Genomic DNA, 18,843 nt, shown 5'->3' with positions numbered 1-18,843 from the left:
GGAACGGATAAACATGCTCGGCTACATTTTTGAGGTTATCAAGGACGAGATCAGCTATCGACGCGAGCGAGACCGGCGCGCCGCGCTGCCACCTCCGACCCCCGATACACAATCGCCTCCTGCGACACCATCACTCGGCATGCGCATACTCTCGCCACCAGCGCGACCGACAGTGTCAACGGCGCCGCTGAAGAACTGGAGACACCCCTTCGGCGACCGTGGCAACCCGTTGCAGCAGTTGACCCAACTGGCCAACGCCCAAGCCGGTTACTACCCGTTGGGTCGCAATGGCATGTGGCATGGCGGCGTGCATTTCGATTCCAGTACCACAGGCTCCGATGCGCTGTCTCAGGTGCACTGTCTGGCTGACGGCGAGGTCGTGGCCTACCGGGTTCCCGAGCACACACCGCTTAGCACCTTTTATCCAGCGGCAGGGGGCACCCTCAAAGCGCCGTTTGCTTCGGGGTTCGTGCTGGTCCGGCATCACCTGCAAGCACCGAAGATGGATGGCAGCGGCGAAGAACCGCCTGGTCTGACCTTTTACAGCCTGTACATGCACCTGGAAGATTGGGCGCATTATGAAGCGGCCCCACAGGTGCCACGGCCAAGCTTCTGGTCTTATAACCCGGTACTTCGCGTCAAGCCCGACGCGCCCGACAGAATGCCTGGCCACCCGGAACAACGGGGGGCGAATGTCCGGCACAAGGATCGTCAAGGCCAAGTGATCGACTTTCTGCCCGTCGGTACGCCAGTGACGATCAGTGGCAACGGCAACTTTCGCAAGTTGGAAAACAGCCATGGCCCGGCGTTTCTACGTACTGCGGATGGCTCGTTACAGGGCTATGTGAAATTCAACTCGCTGGAACGTTTGCCGAGTGGCGAATGCTGTGTGGTCACTGACGAATTGAGTGTTTACCCGGAGCCGAGTTCTGAGGAAATACCGCTGGGCAAGTTGTTGAAAGGGGCATCTGTAACCCTCAGTGGCGAAGGCGAATTCCGCAAGCTGGAACGCGTCGCCCAGTATGTGTACTTCGACTCGTTGCAGAGTGAGCGCAAACCGAAGATTTTCGATGACGTGGTAGTACTCGACCAGCCAGCGCCCATCAAGGCCGGCGAGCTGATCGGGCATCTCGGCCCGTATCAGGAATGCGACGGAACCGCGCCACAGCAAAAGCTGCACCTGGAGGTCTTCAGCGATGATGACGTGGAAGCCTTCTTCGCCGCGAGCCGTGTCTGGGCCCAGCGCCTGCCGGATAAACACAAGACCTGGCTGAAGCTGGCAAAGGGCACGCCCGTGTCGGCGCATCAAGATCACATCAGCGCCCGTCTTTTGCCCATCTGGAGCCGCGACAATCCCGGCAGCGATGCCGACCTGCTGGTGCCCAAAAGCCTGCTCGACGGCTTGCCGAACGAGCGGAAAATCCGGGTGCCTACCGGTGCCAGCGGCAAAACCTACAACTGGTACCGCCTTGAGGGCCTGCTCTATGACGCAGCCGGAAAACCGCTGGACGGCTGGGTGCGTGAGGAAGTGGGCGTCACACCCTGGGTCAGTCCCTGGTCCTGGGACGGTTACGACGTTCTCTACAACTACGCCCTGCCGCAGTTGAGCCTGTCCTATCTGTTCAGTGTCACCGGCGTACTCGGTGAAGAGTCGAAGGAGCGCCTGCGCGCCCGGGCGGAAAAGTGGGACAAAGGGCGGATGCAGACGCGCCTGTACGAAATCATCGACCGAGACCGCAACGGCAAAATGACCGCCGACGAATTGCAAGCGGCATTGCGGGTGCCCGCGCTGGCGCAATCGTTGGCACAGTTGGTGATCCTCAGCGAAAGCGAATGGTTATACCGGCAGAGCAAGTGGGATGCACTGGATGAAGTGTTGGGGCATACCAATTCGGCACCGATTTTGAATTGGGTGGCGGAGAAACAGCGAATGAAGCAGTTGAGCTGGTGGGGTGAGGTGGCGGGGAAAGTTGGGTTGTCTAAGGAAGGGATGGTGTTTCACATTCATCCGATTGGATTGTGGGGCAATTTCATGAGTAAGAGGTTTACTTTTACACTGAAAATCATGAGGCAGATATATCCGAGGTTGGGGCTTGATCGCGATAGTGATCTAAAAGAAATTGCAGGGGAACTCAATGCCAATATTGAATTCTACAAATTAGACACGCCCTTGCGACGAGCACACTTTTTTGCGCAAATCCTGCAGGAAACAGGAGATCAATTAGCCACTGAAGAGAGCTTTGTTTACAAGGTTAATGATTTGATTCGGTTGTTTAAATATTTTAAGAACAATCCAGAAAAAGCAAGTGCACATGGATATAAAATAGATCGTGGAAAAATAAAAGAAAATGGTTCGCCCATGAATAAATTTGATTTTGAGGTCATTGCCAATGGCGCATATGGCGCACGAAGGGAGCTTGGAAATAGAGGGTATTCAAGTGGGGATGGTTGGAAGTACCGTGGGAGAGGACTTAAACAGTTAACAGGACTGCATAACTATACTGAATTTAATAAGTGGTATCGACTAAATGCCATTCAATGGCTTGGTGATGAACAGGACTTTGTGGAGAATCCAGATCTTCTTAGAAAGATGAAGTATGCTACGCGATCAGCTGCGAGTTTTTGGTTGATAAATAAACTGTATGAAGTCGCAGATAAAGGTAGTTCGCCAGAGACTGTTGATAAGATAACAAAAATTGTCAACTTTCACACGGATAGTCATCCCGACAGAAGAAGGCGATTTATTCGTATTTGGGGTGAGGGGTTTCTTCAATGATTAAGTTTAAGTACGCCCATCTTCTAATTTTATTGCCCGTAGTGGATGGTGCTTGGGCGAAAGATCCTTACGTCGACATTGATACTACTATGTGCAGAGAAGGTGAGGATATTTATATAAGCTGCGCATTAGATGGCGGCGCTGATCCGTATAGCTATGATGGCCCAGTGGCTTCTATTTGCGCCAAAGCTAATGTTTCTCCTGATGTCGGATACGTGCAGTATCGCTATGGAAGGCCAGTTGATGGTGCGCTAGAACAAAAAATAGAAATGCAGTTTCCAGAAAAAAAGACTCCACCTAGAGGAATATTTAGGGTTTATAGTTCTAGAAATATTGACGGCGCTGATACTGCTTTGCGTTTCTCTAGTGGAAAGTATAGTTATTCGTTTGAAAGTCACGGTCTTGATGGTTATAAGGTTGTAGTAAGGAATCAAGGTCGAGAGGTTTTCAATAAAAATTGTACTTTGCCAGGGAAAAATTATTTGATTGATAAAGCATATGATGGAATAGAGTACATGGATCTTGGTAATCAGAAAATGTCCGAACTTAACGAGTAACGTTGAATTCGTATTGTGATAACCAGTTGGGAAGTCGCTGCGACACCGTAACTAGGCATGCGCATACTTTCGCCATCAGCGAGACCGACTGTGTCATCGCCGCCGCTGAAAATTGGAGCCCCCCCCCTTGGACGCGTTAGGTACGACGTAAAAATTAAGGAGTGCCTATGAAAATCTCAAACAAAATTGGTAGGGTGTTAGTGGCGGTAACTATGCTTATAGCATTCGAAGCTTTAGCGAATGAGTGCAAGAAAAGCATTTCCAGTTCACGTGTATTTCACCAATTAAAAACAGAAAGAAATCTTATTTGCATTGTTTCTGACAATGGCAAGGTTGTCATATCTGTATATCGGAACAATGAGTGGGTTGCGCCGATTTCAAAAAATGCGGTATTGCTAGATGAGTCTGATTTGGCAGATGATGCTGTTCGTCTTGAGCCCGCAGGCGATGGATTTCAGATATTCTTGGAGTATCCCAATAATATTTATCTCGTTGGATTTGATGCGGATGCGCAACGTGTTGTCGAATCATATGTATTGATAAGACTGAATTCCATTTCACCGAGCGCCCCTCCTCAACAAATGCACCTTGCATTAACTTCGGAACAACGGGCGGCACTAAAATTTGAGAGTCTTGCCAAAGCCAATGTTTTCGATCAAGAACATTTAAGTCTTGAGCAGCCGTTAAATGCAGTGATAACCGCGAAAAAATCACAAGTTTCATATTTTTTTAATGAATCAAGCTCCTCGGGTAATTATTTGATTTATGGTGACGACGTAAAAGTAGTTGACTTCAATAGTGGGTGGATAAAAATTCGGTATGGATCTTCGCAACATAACGAACGCAGTGGGTGGGTTCCGTTGGCGGATATATTGTGATGGTTGACGCGTTAAGTGGTGGGAGAGATTTTTAGTCGCGCTATTGCGGGCAGCTTACACTTGGCTATTGCTGTTTCGTGTTGATTTTTGAGAAAAAGGCGCGGTATATAAAAAGCATGAAGCTAAAGGTGATATCAATATCCTGATTGATAAGGAGCCGCTCAATGTAAGCCTTGTCACGCTTGCCGTAAATGGCGGAAGTAACGGGTTGAACGAACGAACCGATATATTTAATGCGCTAATGAAAGAATGGGGGCTGAAGTGAAATTTTATCAAGTAAAAATCTTCTCGTTGATCGTTTGTTTGATGGGTGTAGATTTTCTGCGTAATGTCACTTTTGCTATTGAAACAGTTCCAGTGGTGAAAATAGAAAGGCAATCACCTCTTTCTGTTTCATTGCTAGAGCAAGGAGTAACGCACAAACTTTCAATTTCAAAAAATATACATGATGAAATCGATGAGATATACACTGATTTTCACCTGCAAGATCTTAATGGCGATGGTGTGCATGAAGTTGTGGCAACGCTGGATGATCATGGAAGCGTAAACCAATGTTCAAAAGCTTACATAGTAAATCTGGCAGATTACTCACTGGATAATCTGGTTTTCGGTAATGGCCCATTGTGCAACCATAAAGTTGACCAAGAATACTTGATTAGCTCGTACAGAGATGGCGCGATCTGGAAACAGGACATCTACAAAGTTGAAGGGCGTGCGACACAAATAGTTTTTGCGGATAGCTGTATAGGGTGTGGCGAAGTTGTAAGAAAAAAATACGACTTGGATGGAGGTTATTTTCAATATCTTGCGCATGACAGTAGAAACTTTAAAGAGCGCCATCCAATATTTGCAATGGTTTCATCGATGAGGGCCGAAGTTTTTAGCAGTCCCGGAGTCTTGTCTGGAAAATATTTGACACGCTGGGATAAGGTGGTAGTGGTCCAAGTAGATGATTCAAGTTCAGGCATTCCCTGGATTAAATTCAGATTTGAAGGGGAGGTAATTACCGATGGGTGGATTAAGTGCGGCGACATTGAAGATTGCAATAATTTGTAGATCTAAACAATGCCTGGCTAATTTTTAGTGTGCAAAGTTTAATCGTCAGCAGCCTTCATTGTCCCAACCATCTTTTGAAGAACGGGAGATCAGAGTGCTGGCAGCTCACAGAGAAGAAGCGACTAAATTTGGGAAAGGTTTAAAATGCGATTGCTGGGATTGATTACGTATTATTTTAGTTTTTTTTTGGATTTTGACTGCTATTGCCGCAGAGAGACATCCGGCGATTAAACAAAACGACATTCCAGTCGCCTTAGACGATCATTTATGCGCCCGTGGTTGCGTATTGATTTCTTCGTTGTCTGAAATGGAAGCGAATTAGCCATGCCGGTCAGACTAGATAGAGTACCTCCTCTCGCACTGCGTCCTGCACAACCTGGGCTTTTGCGTTGGCTCGGCTTGCTGTTGCTGTTGCTGTGTTTGTTGGTGGGTGTGGGCGGAGGGGTAGTATTTAATGATGACCCCTTGCCCCAGTGGCCTGTTGATTTCTGGGGCTTGGCCGTAGGTGTACCGATCTTCGGTTGGTGTGTGCTGGGCTTCTTGCGAGTGGCGGTGTATTTCGGCCAACAAGGAGCAGCCGATGGGTGGGATGCAGCCCGTGAGGAAGATCTGATTCGTAAAATTCGTCAGGGTCGGCGCTCTCAGCAATTGTTGAGTGTGAGCCTGCACACCGCTTTTCGAAGTCCAGAAGACCAGCAAGATGAGCAGTTGAATAAGTTGGACAGCGGTACTCAATCTCTGAAGGCTCAACCGACACGACTGGGCGAAGGACCATTACGCCACAGTCGTTTGCATTGTGGTGCGGATGAATCGTTGAACGACTTGCTGCTGCGGGTGATGACGCAGGTACTCAGCGACTTGGCGCAAACCCTGGCTCAGGTGCCTGACGATAGGCCATTGGCTTTGTTGTTAGAGATCGAAAGCAGCTTTTCGGAAGATTTGTTGTGCCGAGTGTGGCAACAGGCGTGGGCTGAGTCGGGTATTCGCCAAACAACGGTACCCGTCGAGGGCTGTGGATTGGCCGCAGTTGATCAGTGGCTCGACCAACGCATCAACGATCAGGCGATGCTGATGATTGTAGCGTTACAGCTTGCGCCGGAGCAGACCGAAGGCACCGCGGAAGTCGCCGTTGGTTTGCTGTTGGGCAACCGCCTGACGCAATCCACCCTGGCACCCATCGCCTACCTCCACCGTCCTGAGCAAGAGCGCGAGCCGACCGACGCCGACCTGCTCTACGCCACGCGCCAGGCCCTCGACTGGGTGCCGCTGCAAGCGCAGGCGGTCGAGCGGGTCTGGCGGGCGGGGATCGATGCGCAACGTCATGCCGCCATCGCCACCGTGTTGAGGGAGGTGCCCATGCCGGTCCAGCTGCCACAGGGTGTGTGCAACCTCGATGCGTTGCTCGGGCAGCCGGGGAAAACCTCCCCCTGGCTGGCCATCGCTGCCGCTGCACGAACGGTTGAGTGCGGTGCCGGGCCGCAATTCATTTTCAGTGGTGGTGGCGCTGCCACGACTGGGCTTTGGGGCGCGGTGTTGATGCCGGTGTCTGCACTTCCGATATAGGAAATCTCGAATGCAGTTTCGACGCTCTGTAAGGGGCCGGCGGGCTGTTGCTCACCGGTCTGGTCTCGGAGGAATTGCTCTAGCATGACATTCAAGAAGCGCAACGCCGAGTCCCGCACCTATTGCAGAATCTTTTCTTTTACGACTTGAAACATTGCCTGTGTGAAATTAACCGTGTATTTTTTCATGAAATTAAAAATACAAAATTTCACGAGGCCGTATGTTTCAGCAATCCACCCGGCATGTCGCCAGTTACTACGCCCATAGCTGCGCCGATCAACTGGTCAATCGGACCACACTGGAAGGTGAGCAAGACACCGAAGTGCTGATCATCGGGGCCGGTTTCAGTGGATTGCACACGGCGTTGCGCCTGGCGCTGGCCGGCAAGCGCGTGACCTTGCTCGAAGCCAGCCGGGTGGCCTGGGCCGCGTCCGGGCGTAATGGCGGGCAGGCGATTCTCGGCTGGTCGTGTGACATGCCGCCGCTGGAAGCGGCGCTGGGATACGAGCGAGCGCGGCGATTGTGGGACGGCATGCGCTGGGCCGCGCGCGAATTGCGTGATCTGTCTGGCCGTCATGAATTCGATTGCGACTATCGCGCCGGCCACCTCTGGACTTCGGTGATGCCGCGGCGAGTGGGGCTGCTGACCGAGTGGCAGCACGAGGCCAGCCACAAGTGGGGTCACGACAAACTGCAATTCATCCCCCGGCAACAGCTGCCGGAATGGGTGGCCAGCGAGCGTTATCAGGCCGGCCTGTTCGACCCCGAGGGCGGGCACTTGAACCCGCTGAAACTGGCGCTGGGCCTCGCGGAGGCGGTTGAGCGGGCTGGCGGCCGTATCTACGAGCAAAGCAAGGCGCTGAGTTATGGCGAGGAGGGCGAAGGCTTTGTGGTGACGACCGAGCGCGGTCGTATTCGCGCCGATGTGCTGGTGCTGGCGTGCAACGCTTACCTCGATCGGCTCGACCCGCAACTGGCGAGTTGTGTGTTGCCGGTCGGCACCTATCAGGTCGCGACCGCGCCGCTCACCAGGGACCAGGCCACTGCGCTGCTGCCGAGCAACGTGTGCGTGACCGACAACCAGTTCGTGCTCGATTATTTCCGCCGCACCCCGGATAACCGCCTGCTGTTCGGCGGCGGTTGCACTTACCTGGGCGGGATGCCCAAGGACATCGCCGCCGCGACCCGGCCGTTCCTGGAGCGGGTGTTCCCGCAACTCACGGGCGTCGAGCTTGAGTTTGCCTGGGGCGGACACATCGACCTGACCCTCAAACGCACGCCGGATATCGGACGGCGCGGCGATCTGTACTGGATGCAGGGCTATTCCGGGCATGGCGTGCTGCCGACACTGGCCGCGGCGCGGGCGGTGTCCGACGCGATCCTCGGTCAACCCGACGAACTGTCCCTGTACCAGGGCCTGAACAACGGCAGTTTTCCCGGCGGCAAATACCTGGCCGCGCCGCTGGAAGCCATCGGCAAAGCCTGGTATCGACTGCGCGACAGTATTTGAAGCGACACTTTCTGGAAGCCTCTTGATGGACATGCAAGAAGAAATCTCGGCGCTGGCGATCCTGATCCAGGACCTGCGCAAGCACAAGAAGTACACCCTCAAGGAACTGGCGGACAAAATCGGCCGCTCCGTCGGTTTTCTGTCCCAGGTCGAGCGCGGCCTGTCGCGCCCGACGGTGGCGGACCTGACCGCGATCAGCGAAACCCTCGGCGTGCCGACCACCTATTTCTACAGCCTGCCCAAACCCATGGCGTTGTCCTGGGTCACTCGCCCGGACGAGCGCCGCACGCTGTACTACGCCGACGGCATTACCGACATCCTCGTTTCGCCAAAAATGCGCGCGTCGTTCTCGATGCTTGAAAGCCAGCTCGAACCCGGCGCCAGCAGTGGCGACCGGCACATGAAGGACAGCTCGGAGCAGGGCGGTTATGTCCTCGAAGGGCAACTGACCCTGTGGCTCGACGACAACGAACCGGTGACCCTGCATCCCGGCGACAGCTTTCAACTGGCCAGCCATGCGCACTGCCGCTACGGCAACCTGTCCGACCAACTGACCCGCGTGCTTTGGGTTTACACCTGATAACAACAAGGACCAAAACGATGGATGCCGTGTGCTCTGAACTGCTGGCCGAAGTTCGCAACTTCCGCCACTGCAACCCCGAAGTGCGTTATGTCGACCTAATCTCCCTGGACATTCCGGGGCATTTCTACGGCAAGCGCTACCCGATCGAGATGCTGGAGAAAGTCGCTGCCGGCAGTGCACTGAAACTGCCGCAAAACTGCGTGCTGCTCGGCACCCAGGGTGGGCTGTTCAAGATCGGAGACTACTGCTTCAACGATGGTGACCCGGATGCGTTGCGGCGTTTGGTGCCTGGCACCTTGAAGCTGGTGACCTGGGAAAAGCAGCCTCTGGGCCAGATGCTGATCACCTCCGACGGCACGGAAAAACCCATCGAATTCGAACCCCGTGAAGTGCTGGCCCAGGTGTTGAACCGCCTGCACCGTAAAGGGATTTTCCCGGTGGTGGCCTTCGAGCTGGAGTTTTACCTGTTCGACAGCCGCTTGAAGGACGGCCTGCCTCAGTTCCCCCGTGATGAATTGACTGGCGATGCCGATGATCAGCCGAACATGCACATCGAACGCTTGTCGCGCTTCGCCCCGGTGCTCGATGAGATGGTCGAGACCGCGCGAGCCCAAGGCATCGATGCCACGGTGATTACCGCCGAACTCGGCCCGGGCCAGTTCGAAATCAACTTCGGCCATTGCGATGACGGCCTGCGCGCCGCCGACTGGGCGGCCCTGTTCTGCCGCAGCACCCGGGGCGTGGCGCTCAAGCACAACCTGCGTGCCAGTTTCATGGCCAAACCTTACCTGCAACACCCCGGCAGCGGCATGCACGTGCACGTCAGCCTGTATGACCAGGCCGGCAACAACTTGCTGGCGGCGAACGGTCAGCGGGCGCTGCGCCATGCCGTGGCCGGTTGCCTGGAGGTGTTGCCGCACTGCATGCCGATCTTTGCCCCGAACCACAATGCCATGCGTCGCTTGAGCGGCACGGTGAACGTCGCGTCCCGCGCCAGTTGGGGTTTCGAGGACCGCGATGCGTGCTTGCGTATTCCGGAGTCGGACGTCAAGAACCTGCGCATCGAACATCGCCTGGCGGGCGCCGATGCCAACCCGTATCTGGCGCTGGCGGCGATCCTGGTGGGGTTGGAGCAGGGCCTGGAAGGGGAGCGCGAGCCGATTGCACCACTCAACGAAGACCGCAGCAGTGGCATCGATTTCCCGTTGGAAATGCTCGAAGCGGTGCAGTCCATGCAACATCATTCAGCCGTGCGCGAAGGCTTGGGGGCGGAGTTTGTGGACGTCTATTGCGAAAACAAACGTCAGGATCATCTGGCATTTCTGCATGACATCAGCGCGCGGGAATATCGCTGGTTCTTGTAGTCGCCCTTAGAAAACATGTGGATATATAAAGGCTTAGAGCATTTAGTAACTGGATAGTGAATAAAAATATCTTGTTACAGGCCGAAATATTCCGTAATATCCGCGCCGCGTTCACCACCACGGTTTATGCATTTTTAAGTCCCGGGCGTCCATCAGCTGCCCGGGATTTTTTTTGCCTGAAATTTATGGATCCTGTAGGAGCCGGCTTGCTGGCGAACCGGACGATGCGGTGTGTCAGGCAGGGCGCTTTCGCTGGCAAGCCAGCTCCTACAGGTTTTGCAGTGTCAGGCAGGTCCTGGTACTGACACGCGAACGGAGCGACTCATCAGCCAGTAATAACTCACCGCCGGCACCAGCAACCCGACCACCCACGCCAGATCCACCCCGTCCAGCGCCGTGGCCACCGGGCCGACGTACAGCGTGGTGTTCATGAACGGAATTTCCAGGGCGATCGCCAGCAGGAAACTGCCGCAGGCAATCCGGTTGACCCGCCCGTAGATCCCGTTCAGGTCGAAGATGTCGTCAATCCGGTACTGCCCTTTGCGCAGGCAGTAGTAGTCCACCAGATTGATCGCCGTCCACGGGATCAGGAAATAGCTCATGAAGAAAATGAAGTTCAGGAAGAAGTTGATGAAGTCGTCCTGACTGATGGTGCACAGGGCCGTGGCCACCAGGCTGATCAGCAGCATGAACACACCGCGCACCCGTGGCGTCACCTTGAGTCGGGCGAAAGGCTCGATCACGGTGATGGTCGACATGAACGCGCCGTACAGGTTGAACACGTTGATCGACACCTGGCCATAGACGATGAAGGCGAACAGCAGCACCGCGCCAGTGCCGAACAAACCGGCGACGTGCCCGCCGACATTGCTGGAAAAGTCGCCGATGCCGACGCTCAGGATCGCCCCGAGAATCATCATCCACGCGCCGCCGCTGACCGTGCCGGCATAGCTGTACCAGAACACCTGGGCGGTCGGCGTAGTGCTCGGCAGGTAGCGCGAGTAGTCGGCGACGTAAGGCGCGTAGGACAGTTGCCAGGTCACGGCGATGCTCACCGCCACCAGGAACTTCGACAACGAGAAGCCGGTCGGCAGCCATTGTTCGGCCGGGATCGGCAACTGCAAGGCGAGCACCGTGGCGGCCACGAACACCACCAGCGACAGGATCGACAGCAGCTTCTGCAAGCGGTGAATCAACCGATAGCCATAGAGGGCGACGACGAAGCACAACGCGCCGATCAGGTAGATGTTGCCGGACATCGGCAGCGGGCTGACGGACTCCAGCGCCTGGGCCGCGAGCAAGGTGTTGCTGACGAAGAAGCCCAGGTAGATCAGCATCACGAACAGCAGCGGCAACACCGCCCCCAGCACGCCGAATTGCGCCCGGCTCTGGATCATTTGCGGAATGCCCAGCTTCGGTCCCTGTGCCGAGTGGGAGGCCATGAAAATCGCCCCCAGCAACGAGCCGACGATGATCGCCAGCGCACTCCAGAACAGGTTGAGCCCCATCACCACCGGCAGCACGCCGGAGGCGATGGTGGTGATGTTCATGTTGGCGCCGAACCAGATATAGAACAGCGAACCCGGCTTGCCGTGGCGTTCGGTTTCGGGGATGAAATCGATGCTTCTTTTTTCGACTTGCATGGCGATCACTCCTGAGTCCGGACGAGACGGGATTGCAGACGGGCGATGGTGCCGGGCAGCTCATGGGGCTGATGGGCAAACAGGTCCGGACGCTCGGGGATCAGGCTCAGGTAGTCGCGCTGTTCCAGGGCGCGCAGGCATTCGGTCGTGGTGAGGATTTCCAGCGAGTAGACCCAGTTGGCCATGATCAGCAGCGCCGAATAATGCCCGGCCTCGGTGGTCGTGGTGCAGGCATCACTGACCAGGCGTACGCGATAGCCCAGGGCGAAGGCATCGAACACGCTGGTCAGTACGCAGACGTCGGTCAACACGCCGCAGACGATCAGCGTGTCGACCTCCATGGCCCTGAGTCGGGCATCGAGGTCGGTGCGGTGAAAGGCGCTGTAACGGCCCTTGTCGATGATCCATTCACCGGACTGCGGCGTCAGCGACTCGATGATTTCCACTTGCCGGGTGCCGGCGCGGTAACCGCCGGGGCCACCGTCGGCGGCCAGGGGTTCACCGTGGGGCAGGTCGCTGCCGTCGGCCTGATTGATGTGGCGGGTATAGAGGACAGGCATCCGCTGATGGCGGGCGGTATCGAGCAGGGCGGCGGTATGGGCGAGCACCCTGTCGAAGTTTTCCAGGACGAAACCGTCCTCCTGCTGCATGTCGATGATCAACAGCGCGTTGTTATTGTTCATTGGGCAAACCTGATCAAAGGCGAAACACAAGGCACCGCACGCGCCAGGCCATGGCGAGACGCGGGGTGCGTGATTGGCTGTTCGGGTGGGCTCAGTGAACTATTTGCCAGAAGCCGTTCTGCTTGGCCGAAACGCAGGCGCGCAGACGCTTGAAATGCAGGTGCGAGGCGGTCCATTCACCGCGCAGGTAAGCCCGCGCGGCGCCGGAGGGAAGGGCGAGTGATGGGAGGCGATCAGTGAACATGGAAATCGACCCCCTGTAGGAGCGAGCTTGCGAAAGCGGTGTGCCAGGCACATCAATCCCTGTGGGAGCGGGCTTGCCCGCGAAGGCGTCATCACAGCCAGCATAGATGTTGACTGACCCGGCGCTTTCGCGAGCAAGCCCGCTCCCACAGTTGAGGTGGGCTGACCCCCGGCCTCGCATTCGGGAGCAGGGTGGCGCAATCAGCGAAACGCTGGCACCACATGCTTGATAAACAGCTCCAGGGATTTTTTCTTCTCCGCGTGGGGCAGGCTGTTATCGCACCAGAAGCTGAATTCGTCGACCCCCAGTTCCTGGTAGTACTTGATGCGCGGAATGATTTCTTCCGGGGTGCCGATCATGGCGGTCTTGTGCAGGCTCTCGAGTTCGAACTCGGGGCGACCGGCGAATTTCTCTTCCGGGCTCGGCGCGAGGAAGCCGTTGACCGGGGTGGTCTTGTTGCCGAACCAGGCATCGAAGGTGCGATAGAACTTCGAGATCGCCTTGGCCCCGACTTCCCAGCCCTGCGGATCGTCGGCGGTGTGCACGTGGGTGTGTCGCAGCACCATCAGTTGCGGGCGCGGCACGCCAGGATTGTTGTCCAGGGCCGCCTGGAATTTGTTCTTCAGGTCGAGGACTTCCTCGTCGCCTTTCATCAGCGGCGTGACCATGACGTTGCAGCCGTTGGCCACCGCGAAGTTGTGGGAGTCCGGGTCGCGGGCTGCGATCCACATCGGCGGGTTCGGCTGCTGGATCGGCTTGGGCACGCTGGTGGAGGTGGGGAATTTCCAGATGTCGCCGTCATGGGCGTAGTCGCCGTTCCACAAGGCCCGCACCACCGGAACCATTTCCCGCAACGCCTGGCCGCCGGAGGAGGCGGGCATGCCGCCGGCCATGCGGTCGAATTCGATCTGGTAGGCGCCACGGGCCAGGCCGACTTCCATGCGCCCGTTGCTGATCACGTCGAGCAACGCGCATTCACCGGCCACCCGCAGCGGATGCCAGAACGGCGCGATGATGGTGCCGGCACCGAGGTGAATGGTAGTGGTCTTGCCCGCCAGATAAGCCAGCAACGGCATCGGGCTCGGCGAAATGGTGTACTCCATGGCGTGGTGTTCGCCGATCCACACGGTGCTGAAACCACCGGCTTCGGCCATCAGCGTCAGTTCGGTCAGGTCTTCGAACAACTGGCGGTGGCTGACGCTTTCGTCCCAACGTTCCATGTGTACGAACAGGGAAAACTTCATGACGCTTACCTCGGATCTTTTGTTGTTGGCCTGTCGACTGCGGGCCTGATGGATATTGGTATACCATAATACGGAATGACTGCAAAACATTTCTCTGCCGGCAACCCCGGGTTCTGTGGGAGCGGGCTTGCCCGCGAAGGCGGAGTGTCAGGCGACATCGATGTCGAGTGTGCCGGCCTCTTCGCGAGCAAGCCCGCTCCCACAGGGGGATGCGGTGATATCAGAGGGATCAGGCCAGAACAGGCAGGGCACCCATCTTGCCGTGGCAATACACCAGTGGCCCGCTGCTCTGCCGGGGCACGATCAGGTTCTTCACCGCGCCGACCATGATGGCGTGATCGCCACCTTCATATTCGCGCCACAACTCGCATTCGATGACCGCCGTGGCGTTGGCCAGGATCGGGTTGCCCAACTCGCTGAGCGTCCACTCGATCCCCTGGGCCTTGTCCTTGCCTTTGCGCGCGAAGGCATAGGCTTCGCTTTGCTGGCCGCCGGAAAGCACGTGGATCGCAAAACGTTTGTTCCTGATCAGGACCGGATAGGAGTCGGAGCTGTAGTTGGGGCAGAACAGCACCAGGGCCGGGTCCATCGACAGCGAGCTGAAGGCGCTGGCGGTCAGGCCGACGATTTGCCCATCTTCATCGAGCGTAGTGATCACGGTCACTCCGGACGGGAACGAGCCCATGACTTGTTTGTAGATGGCGGCATCGATCATTGGACGGTCCTCGGGTGGTGTGACGCGTTTTTATGTGTTTGTAGGTCTGATGGTATACCGTAATACATCGATTGCAAGGTCTTTTTGAGTGAACCGATAAACGTACGGCTTTCGTCGCAAACCCAATAATTACGGGACTATTGGCTAGAAAATGTGGGCGTGAATCGGGCAGGATACCGGCTCAGAGGCTTGTTCAAAGACCGGATCAGTCTTGTTTAAAGTTTGGAATACCATAATATGGTCCGCATCTGAGGGGCGGCCAGAGAGTCCCCCCGGTTTGGCTTCATACAAAGATAAGAACAGACAAACTCGAGTTCATGCACATGTCCCAGATGTCCCGGCAAGATCCGTTGATCGAGAACCACACGGTCGACTACGTTCCACTCGCAGAGCGCCATGGGAAGGCCCGCGATCTTTTCACCCTGTGGTTCAGCACCAACATCGCGCCACTGCCCATCGTCACCGGCGCCATGGTGGTCCAGGTGTTCCACCTCAACCTGTTCTGGGGCCTGCTGGCGATTGCCCTCGGGCACATGGTCGGCGGTGTGGTGATTGCGCTGGCGTCGGCCCAGGGGCCGTGCATGGGCATTCCGCAGATGGTCCAGAGTCGTGGTCAGTTCGGCCGCTATGGCGCGCTGCTGATCGTGTTTTTCGCCGCGTTGATCTACATCGGTTTCTTCATTTCCAACATCGTGCTGGCGGGCAAGTCGATTGTCGGCATTGCGCCGTCGGTTCCGGTGCCGGCGAGCATTCTCATCGGTGCCCTCAGCGCCACGGCCATCGGGGTGATCGGTTATCGCTTCATCCATACCCTCAACCGCATCGGCACCTGGGTCATGGGCAGCGCGTTGCTCGCCGGTTTCCTCTACATCTTCGCCCATGACCTGCCGGCGGACTTCTTCACTCGCGGCGGGTTCAACCTGTCGGGCTGGCTGGCCACGGTCTCGCTGGGCATCATCTGGCAGATCAGCTTCTCGCCGTATGTGTCGGATTACTCGCGCTACCTGCCGGCGGACATCGGCATCACCCGGCCGTTCTTCGCCACTTACCTGGGGGCGACCCTGGGCACGATCCTGTCGTTCACCTTCGGTGCCGTGGCGGTACTGGCGACGCCCGAAGGCACCGAGGCGATGACGGCGGTCAAGCAGTCCACCGGTTGGCTGGGGCCGATCCTGATGGTGTTGTTCCTGCTCAACATCATCAGCCACAACGCCCTGAATCTGTATGGTGCGGTGCTGTCGATCATCACCTCGATCCAGACCTTCGCCAGCCAGTGGACGCCGAGCATCAAAGTGCGCGTGGTGTTGTCGGGCATCGTCCTGGCGGGTTGTTGCGTGGTGGCGCTGGGTGCCTCGGCGAACTTCATTTCGCAGTTCATCGGCCTGATTCTGGCGCTGCTGCTGGTGCTGGTGCCCTGGGCGTCGATCAACCTGATCGACTTCTACCTGATCAAGCGTCGCCGCTACGACATCGCCTCGATCTTCCGCGCGGACGGCGGCATCTACGGGCGTTTCAACCTGCACGCGATCATCGCCTACTTCATCGGCATCATCGTGCAGCTGCCATTCGCCAACACTTCACTGTATGTCGGGCCATACGCCAATCTGGTGGACGGCGCGGACCTGTCGTGGCTGGTGGGGCTGGTGGTGACATGCCCGTTGTACTACTGCCTCGCTACGCGAAGCCAGGCGCAGGAAAGCCGTGCGATGAAGTTCGGCTACACCGACTGAGGCAAAATCGTTTGGCGTTCGATTGAAAATGCCCGGCGCGTCGCCGGGCATTTTTGTGTTCGCTGACCGCTCAGGGATGCTTGAACACATTCAGGCCGCGTTGTACCGCCGGCCTGGCTTCGACCGTGTCGAACCAGCGCGATAGCTGTGGAAGCCGCTTCCAGTCCAGCCGGTCACGGAATGCCATGGCAATGGTGAACGCCGAAATGTCGGCCATGGAAAACTGTTCGCCGGCCATGAATTCGCCGGTCAAAAAACTTTCCGAGTAGGTCAGTTGTTCGATCACCCGCAGATCGATGATCGCCGCCGCTTTGTCCTGGCCTGCCTGGTGCAGAAAAAACGCGGCATGGCTGGGGGCGATGACGTCGGTCACGAAAAAGAAATAGCGGTCGATCACCCGGGTACGCACAGGTCCCGGCTGCGCCGGTGCCAGCTTTCCGGGGGCAATGGAGTCGGCGTACTGGATGATGGCGTTGGACTGGTTGATGACCAGCGTCGGCGTCGTCCCGTGATCGATCAGGGTCGGCACTTTCCCGGCCGGGTTGAGCGCCAGGTAGTCAGGCCCGCGGTGCTCCTGTGCATACAGGTCGAGCTTGCGTGCCGTGTAGGCGATGCCCGCCTCTTCGAGGGCGATCGCGGCCCGCAGACTGTTGCCGGAATTGGCGCCGAACAGCTCTATCCGATCGTTCATGGGCATTGCTCCTTGGGGTGACACACAGGCAGCCAGCGAACACTGCCGATGAGGTCAGTATGATGAAAATCCGCCGCACCGATATTCAAAAACAGTGATCGTCCATACCCCTGCGCGACAAGCCGTATCCTGCTACGAAAACAACTTTCACCGCGTTTGATAATAGCCAGCCGAAATGTTTTAAGAGTTTTGTCTACCTGCCCACCGTCCCACAGAAAAAACGATGTATGGGTTGGCCGCCGCACCGTCGGCGAAACGTCCCGCGACGCTGATCAATGCGGACAGGTATTTTGGCCGTTTCGATCTCCTTTTGGCCTGACTCACGCTGTGAACCGGCCCCGCCCTCGGCAAGAATCACAACCAGAAACTTCACTTCCTTGCCCTTGGCAATTTTCAAGGCCGCTGCCGTGTACAGAACATAAAAACCATCGAACTCACGCCACACTTGGGGAAATGATCCATGGACTCAATGAAACGCATACTGGGCGCCACCGTTTGCGGACTGTCGCTGCTGGCCAGCGCGGTGCACGCCGAACAGCAGAAATTGCGGGTGTACAACTGGGCGGACTACATCCTGCCGTCCGTACCCAAGGATTTTGCCAGGGACACCGGGATCAAAGTGACCTGGGACACCTTCGACACCAACGAGTCCCTGGAAGCCAAGCTGCTTACCGGCAACTCGGGCTACGACCTGGTGGTGCCCTCGAACCAGTTCATCGAAACCCAGATCAAGGCCGGCGTGTTCCAGAAACTCGACAAGTCCAAACTGCCGAACTGGTCGCACCAGGACCCGGCGTTGCTCAAGCTGCTGGACAAAAACGACCCGGGCAACCAGTACGGCGTGCCCTACATGTACGGCACCGTGCTGATCGGTTTCAACCCGGCCAAGGTCAAGGCGGCGCTGGGCGAGAATGCGCCGGTGGACAGCTGGGACCTGGTGTTCAAGCCCGAGAACATGGAGAAGCTCAAGGCCTGTGGCGTAGCGATGCTCGATTCGCCATCGGAGATCCTGCCGCTGGCCCTGCATTACCTGGGGCTGGACCCGAACAGCCAGAACCCGGATGACTACGAAAAAGCCAAGGCGCTGATGCTCAAGGTCCGCCCTTACGTTACCTACTTCAACTCCGCCAAGTACATGACCGACATCGCCAACGGCGATATCTGCGTGGCCATCGGGTATTCCGGCAGCTTCTATCAGTTCGGCAACCGCGCCAAAGAGGCGGGCAACGGTGTGGTCGTCGACTGGCGCCTGCCGAAAGAGGGCGCGCCGATCTGGTTCGACACCTTCGCCATCCCGAAAAGCGCCAAGAACGTCGCCGAGGCCCACGAATTCCTCAACAACCTGCTGGACCCGAAAGTCATTGCGCCGATCAGCGACTTTCTCGGTTACCCGAACGCCAACAAGGACTCGCTGGCGCTGATCGACAAGAACATCACCGGCAACCCGAACCTGACACCCACCAGCGAGGCATTGAAGACGCTGTACGTCGTGCAGCCATTGCCGCAAAAGCTCGAGCGGGTGCGCACGCGGGTGTGGACCAGCATCAAGTCCGATCAGTAACCCCGGAAACTGGTGGGAGCGAGCTTGCTCGCGAAGGCGTAGTGT

The 18,843-nt window shown here is 56.8% G+C and carries 16 protein-coding genes; 10 read left to right on the top strand and 6 right to left on the bottom strand.

Annotated features, from left to right (window positions below):
* Window positions 1-13: 13 nt before the first annotated feature.
* From AB7M25_RS19165 to AB7M25_RS19130, 8 genes are all read left to right on the top strand, one after another.
* Window positions 14-2,776 carry a hypothetical protein gene (locus AB7M25_RS19165; RefSeq protein WP_454237843.1) on the top strand — a complete coding sequence of 921 codons (2,763 nt, stop codon included), beginning with the start codon at window positions 14-16 and terminating at the stop codon, window positions 2,774-2,776.
* The gene (locus tag AB7M25_RS19160; RefSeq protein ID WP_429519390.1) at window positions 2,773-3,333 is read left to right on the top strand and encodes a hypothetical protein; all 561 of its coding nucleotides are present in this window, start codon (window positions 2,773-2,775) and stop codon (window positions 3,331-3,333) included. The genes AB7M25_RS19165 and AB7M25_RS19160 overlap by 4 nt, the downstream gene beginning before the upstream one ends.
* 167 nt (window positions 3,334-3,500) lie before the next feature.
* A complete protein-coding gene (locus AB7M25_RS19155; RefSeq protein ID WP_429519389.1) occupies window positions 3,501-4,211 on the top strand; it encodes a hypothetical protein in 711 nt (236 codons plus the stop codon).
* A 261-nt stretch (window positions 4,212-4,472) separates the two neighbouring features.
* A complete protein-coding gene (locus AB7M25_RS19150) occupies window positions 4,473-5,267 on the top strand; it encodes a hypothetical protein (protein WP_429519387.1) in 795 nt (264 codons plus the stop codon).
* Between the two features lie 399 nt (window positions 5,268-5,666).
* Entirely contained in the window at window positions 5,667-6,830 is a 1,164-nt protein-coding gene (locus AB7M25_RS19145; protein WP_429519386.1) for a hypothetical protein, read from the top strand.
* A 220-nt stretch (window positions 6,831-7,050) separates the two neighbouring features.
* Window positions 7,051-8,340: an NAD(P)/FAD-dependent oxidoreductase gene (locus AB7M25_RS19140; protein WP_454237842.1), complete on the top strand. Its 1,290-nt coding sequence runs from the start codon at window positions 7,051-7,053 to the stop codon at window positions 8,338-8,340.
* Window positions 8,341-8,365: 25 nt separating this feature from the next.
* Window positions 8,366-8,920, top strand: coding sequence for a helix-turn-helix domain-containing protein (locus tag AB7M25_RS19135; RefSeq protein WP_007976194.1), 555 nt, complete (start codon window positions 8,366-8,368; stop codon window positions 8,918-8,920).
* A 20-nt stretch (window positions 8,921-8,940) separates the two neighbouring features.
* Window positions 8,941-10,287, top strand: coding sequence for a glutamine synthetase family protein (locus tag AB7M25_RS19130; protein ID WP_095967701.1), 1,347 nt, complete (start codon window positions 8,941-8,943; stop codon window positions 10,285-10,287).
* Window positions 10,288-10,571: 284 nt separating this feature from the next.
* Here the strand turns inward: AB7M25_RS19130 and AB7M25_RS19125 are convergent, their stop codons facing one another.
* From AB7M25_RS19125 to AB7M25_RS19105, 5 genes are all read right to left on the bottom strand, one after another.
* The gene (locus AB7M25_RS19125; protein WP_429519385.1) at window positions 10,572-11,930 is read right to left on the bottom strand and encodes a purine-cytosine permease family protein; all 1,359 of its coding nucleotides are present in this window, start codon (window positions 11,928-11,930) and stop codon (window positions 10,572-10,574) included.
* 5 nt (window positions 11,931-11,935) lie between these two features.
* The gene (locus AB7M25_RS19120) at window positions 11,936-12,613 is read right to left on the bottom strand and encodes an isochorismatase family cysteine hydrolase (RefSeq protein WP_429519384.1); all 678 of its coding nucleotides are present in this window, start codon (window positions 12,611-12,613) and stop codon (window positions 11,936-11,938) included.
* 91 nt (window positions 12,614-12,704) lie between these two features.
* A complete protein-coding gene (locus AB7M25_RS19115; protein ID WP_429388692.1) occupies window positions 12,705-12,857 on the bottom strand; it encodes a hypothetical protein in 153 nt (50 codons plus the stop codon).
* A 200-nt stretch (window positions 12,858-13,057) separates the two neighbouring features.
* Window positions 13,058-14,101: an LLM class flavin-dependent oxidoreductase gene (locus tag AB7M25_RS19110; RefSeq protein WP_102701572.1), complete on the bottom strand. Its 1,044-nt coding sequence runs from the start codon at window positions 14,099-14,101 to the stop codon at window positions 13,058-13,060.
* A 229-nt stretch (window positions 14,102-14,330) separates the two neighbouring features.
* Window positions 14,331-14,816 carry a flavin reductase family protein gene (locus AB7M25_RS19105; RefSeq protein ID WP_429388691.1) on the bottom strand — a complete coding sequence of 162 codons (486 nt, stop codon included), beginning with the start codon at window positions 14,814-14,816 and terminating at the stop codon, window positions 14,331-14,333.
* Between the two features lie 323 nt (window positions 14,817-15,139).
* On the opposite strand from AB7M25_RS19105, the gene AB7M25_RS19100 reads away from it, so the two are divergent.
* A complete protein-coding gene (locus AB7M25_RS19100) occupies window positions 15,140-16,546 on the top strand; it encodes a purine-cytosine permease family protein (protein WP_454237841.1) in 1,407 nt (468 codons plus the stop codon).
* Between the two features lie 70 nt (window positions 16,547-16,616).
* On the opposite strand, the gene AB7M25_RS19095 is transcribed toward AB7M25_RS19100, so the two are convergent.
* Complete coding sequence (locus AB7M25_RS19095; RefSeq protein WP_454237840.1) at window positions 16,617-17,237, bottom strand: glutathione S-transferase family protein; 621 nt, start codon at window positions 17,235-17,237, stop codon at window positions 16,617-16,619.
* A 460-nt stretch (window positions 17,238-17,697) separates the two neighbouring features.
* Here AB7M25_RS19095 and AB7M25_RS19090 point away from each other — a divergent pair, with 460 nt between their 5' ends.
* Window positions 17,698-18,798 carry a polyamine ABC transporter substrate-binding protein gene (locus AB7M25_RS19090; RefSeq protein ID WP_454237839.1) on the top strand — a complete coding sequence of 367 codons (1,101 nt, stop codon included), beginning with the start codon at window positions 17,698-17,700 and terminating at the stop codon, window positions 18,796-18,798.
* Window positions 18,799-18,843: the final 45 nt, after the last annotated feature.

Source organism: Pseudomonas sp. AP3_22 TE3818, assembly GCF_053628995.1.
Note: the sequence above shows the minus strand (reverse complement) of the source record. Positions and strands in the feature narration are given on the sequence as shown.

Coding starts and splice junctions, on each gene's coding strand:
- AB7M25_RS19165 (WP_454237843.1), top strand. CDS start 14: ATGCTCGGCTACATTTTTGAGGTTATCAAGGACGAGATCAGCTATCGA.
- AB7M25_RS19160 (WP_429519390.1), top strand. CDS start 2,773: ATGATTAAGTTTAAGTACGCCCATCTTCTAATTTTATTGCCCGTAGTG.
- AB7M25_RS19155 (WP_429519389.1), top strand. CDS start 3,501: ATGAAAATCTCAAACAAAATTGGTAGGGTGTTAGTGGCGGTAACTATG.
- AB7M25_RS19140 (WP_454237842.1), top strand. CDS start 7,051: ATGTTTCAGCAATCCACCCGGCATGTCGCCAGTTACTACGCCCATAGC.
- AB7M25_RS19135 (WP_007976194.1), top strand. CDS start 8,366: ATGGACATGCAAGAAGAAATCTCGGCGCTGGCGATCCTGATCCAGGAC.
- AB7M25_RS19130 (WP_095967701.1), top strand. CDS start 8,941: ATGGATGCCGTGTGCTCTGAACTGCTGGCCGAAGTTCGCAACTTCCGC.
- AB7M25_RS19125 (WP_429519385.1), bottom strand. CDS start 11,930: ATGCAAGTCGAAAAAAGAAGCATCGATTTCATCCCCGAAACCGAACGC.
- AB7M25_RS19120 (WP_429519384.1), bottom strand. CDS start 12,613: ATGAACAATAACAACGCGCTGTTGATCATCGACATGCAGCAGGAGGAC.
- AB7M25_RS19115 (WP_429388692.1), bottom strand. CDS start 12,857: ATGTTCACTGATCGCCTCCCATCACTCGCCCTTCCCTCCGGCGCCGCG.
- AB7M25_RS19110 (WP_102701572.1), bottom strand. CDS start 14,101: ATGAAGTTTTCCCTGTTCGTACACATGGAACGTTGGGACGAAAGCGTC.
- AB7M25_RS19105 (WP_429388691.1), bottom strand. CDS start 14,816: ATGATCGATGCCGCCATCTACAAACAAGTCATGGGCTCGTTCCCGTCC.
- AB7M25_RS19100 (WP_454237841.1), top strand. CDS start 15,140: ATGTCCCAGATGTCCCGGCAAGATCCGTTGATCGAGAACCACACGGTC.
- AB7M25_RS19095 (WP_454237840.1), bottom strand. CDS start 17,237: ATGAACGATCGGATAGAGCTGTTCGGCGCCAATTCCGGCAACAGTCTG.
- AB7M25_RS19090 (WP_454237839.1), top strand. CDS start 17,698: ATGGACTCAATGAAACGCATACTGGGCGCCACCGTTTGCGGACTGTCG.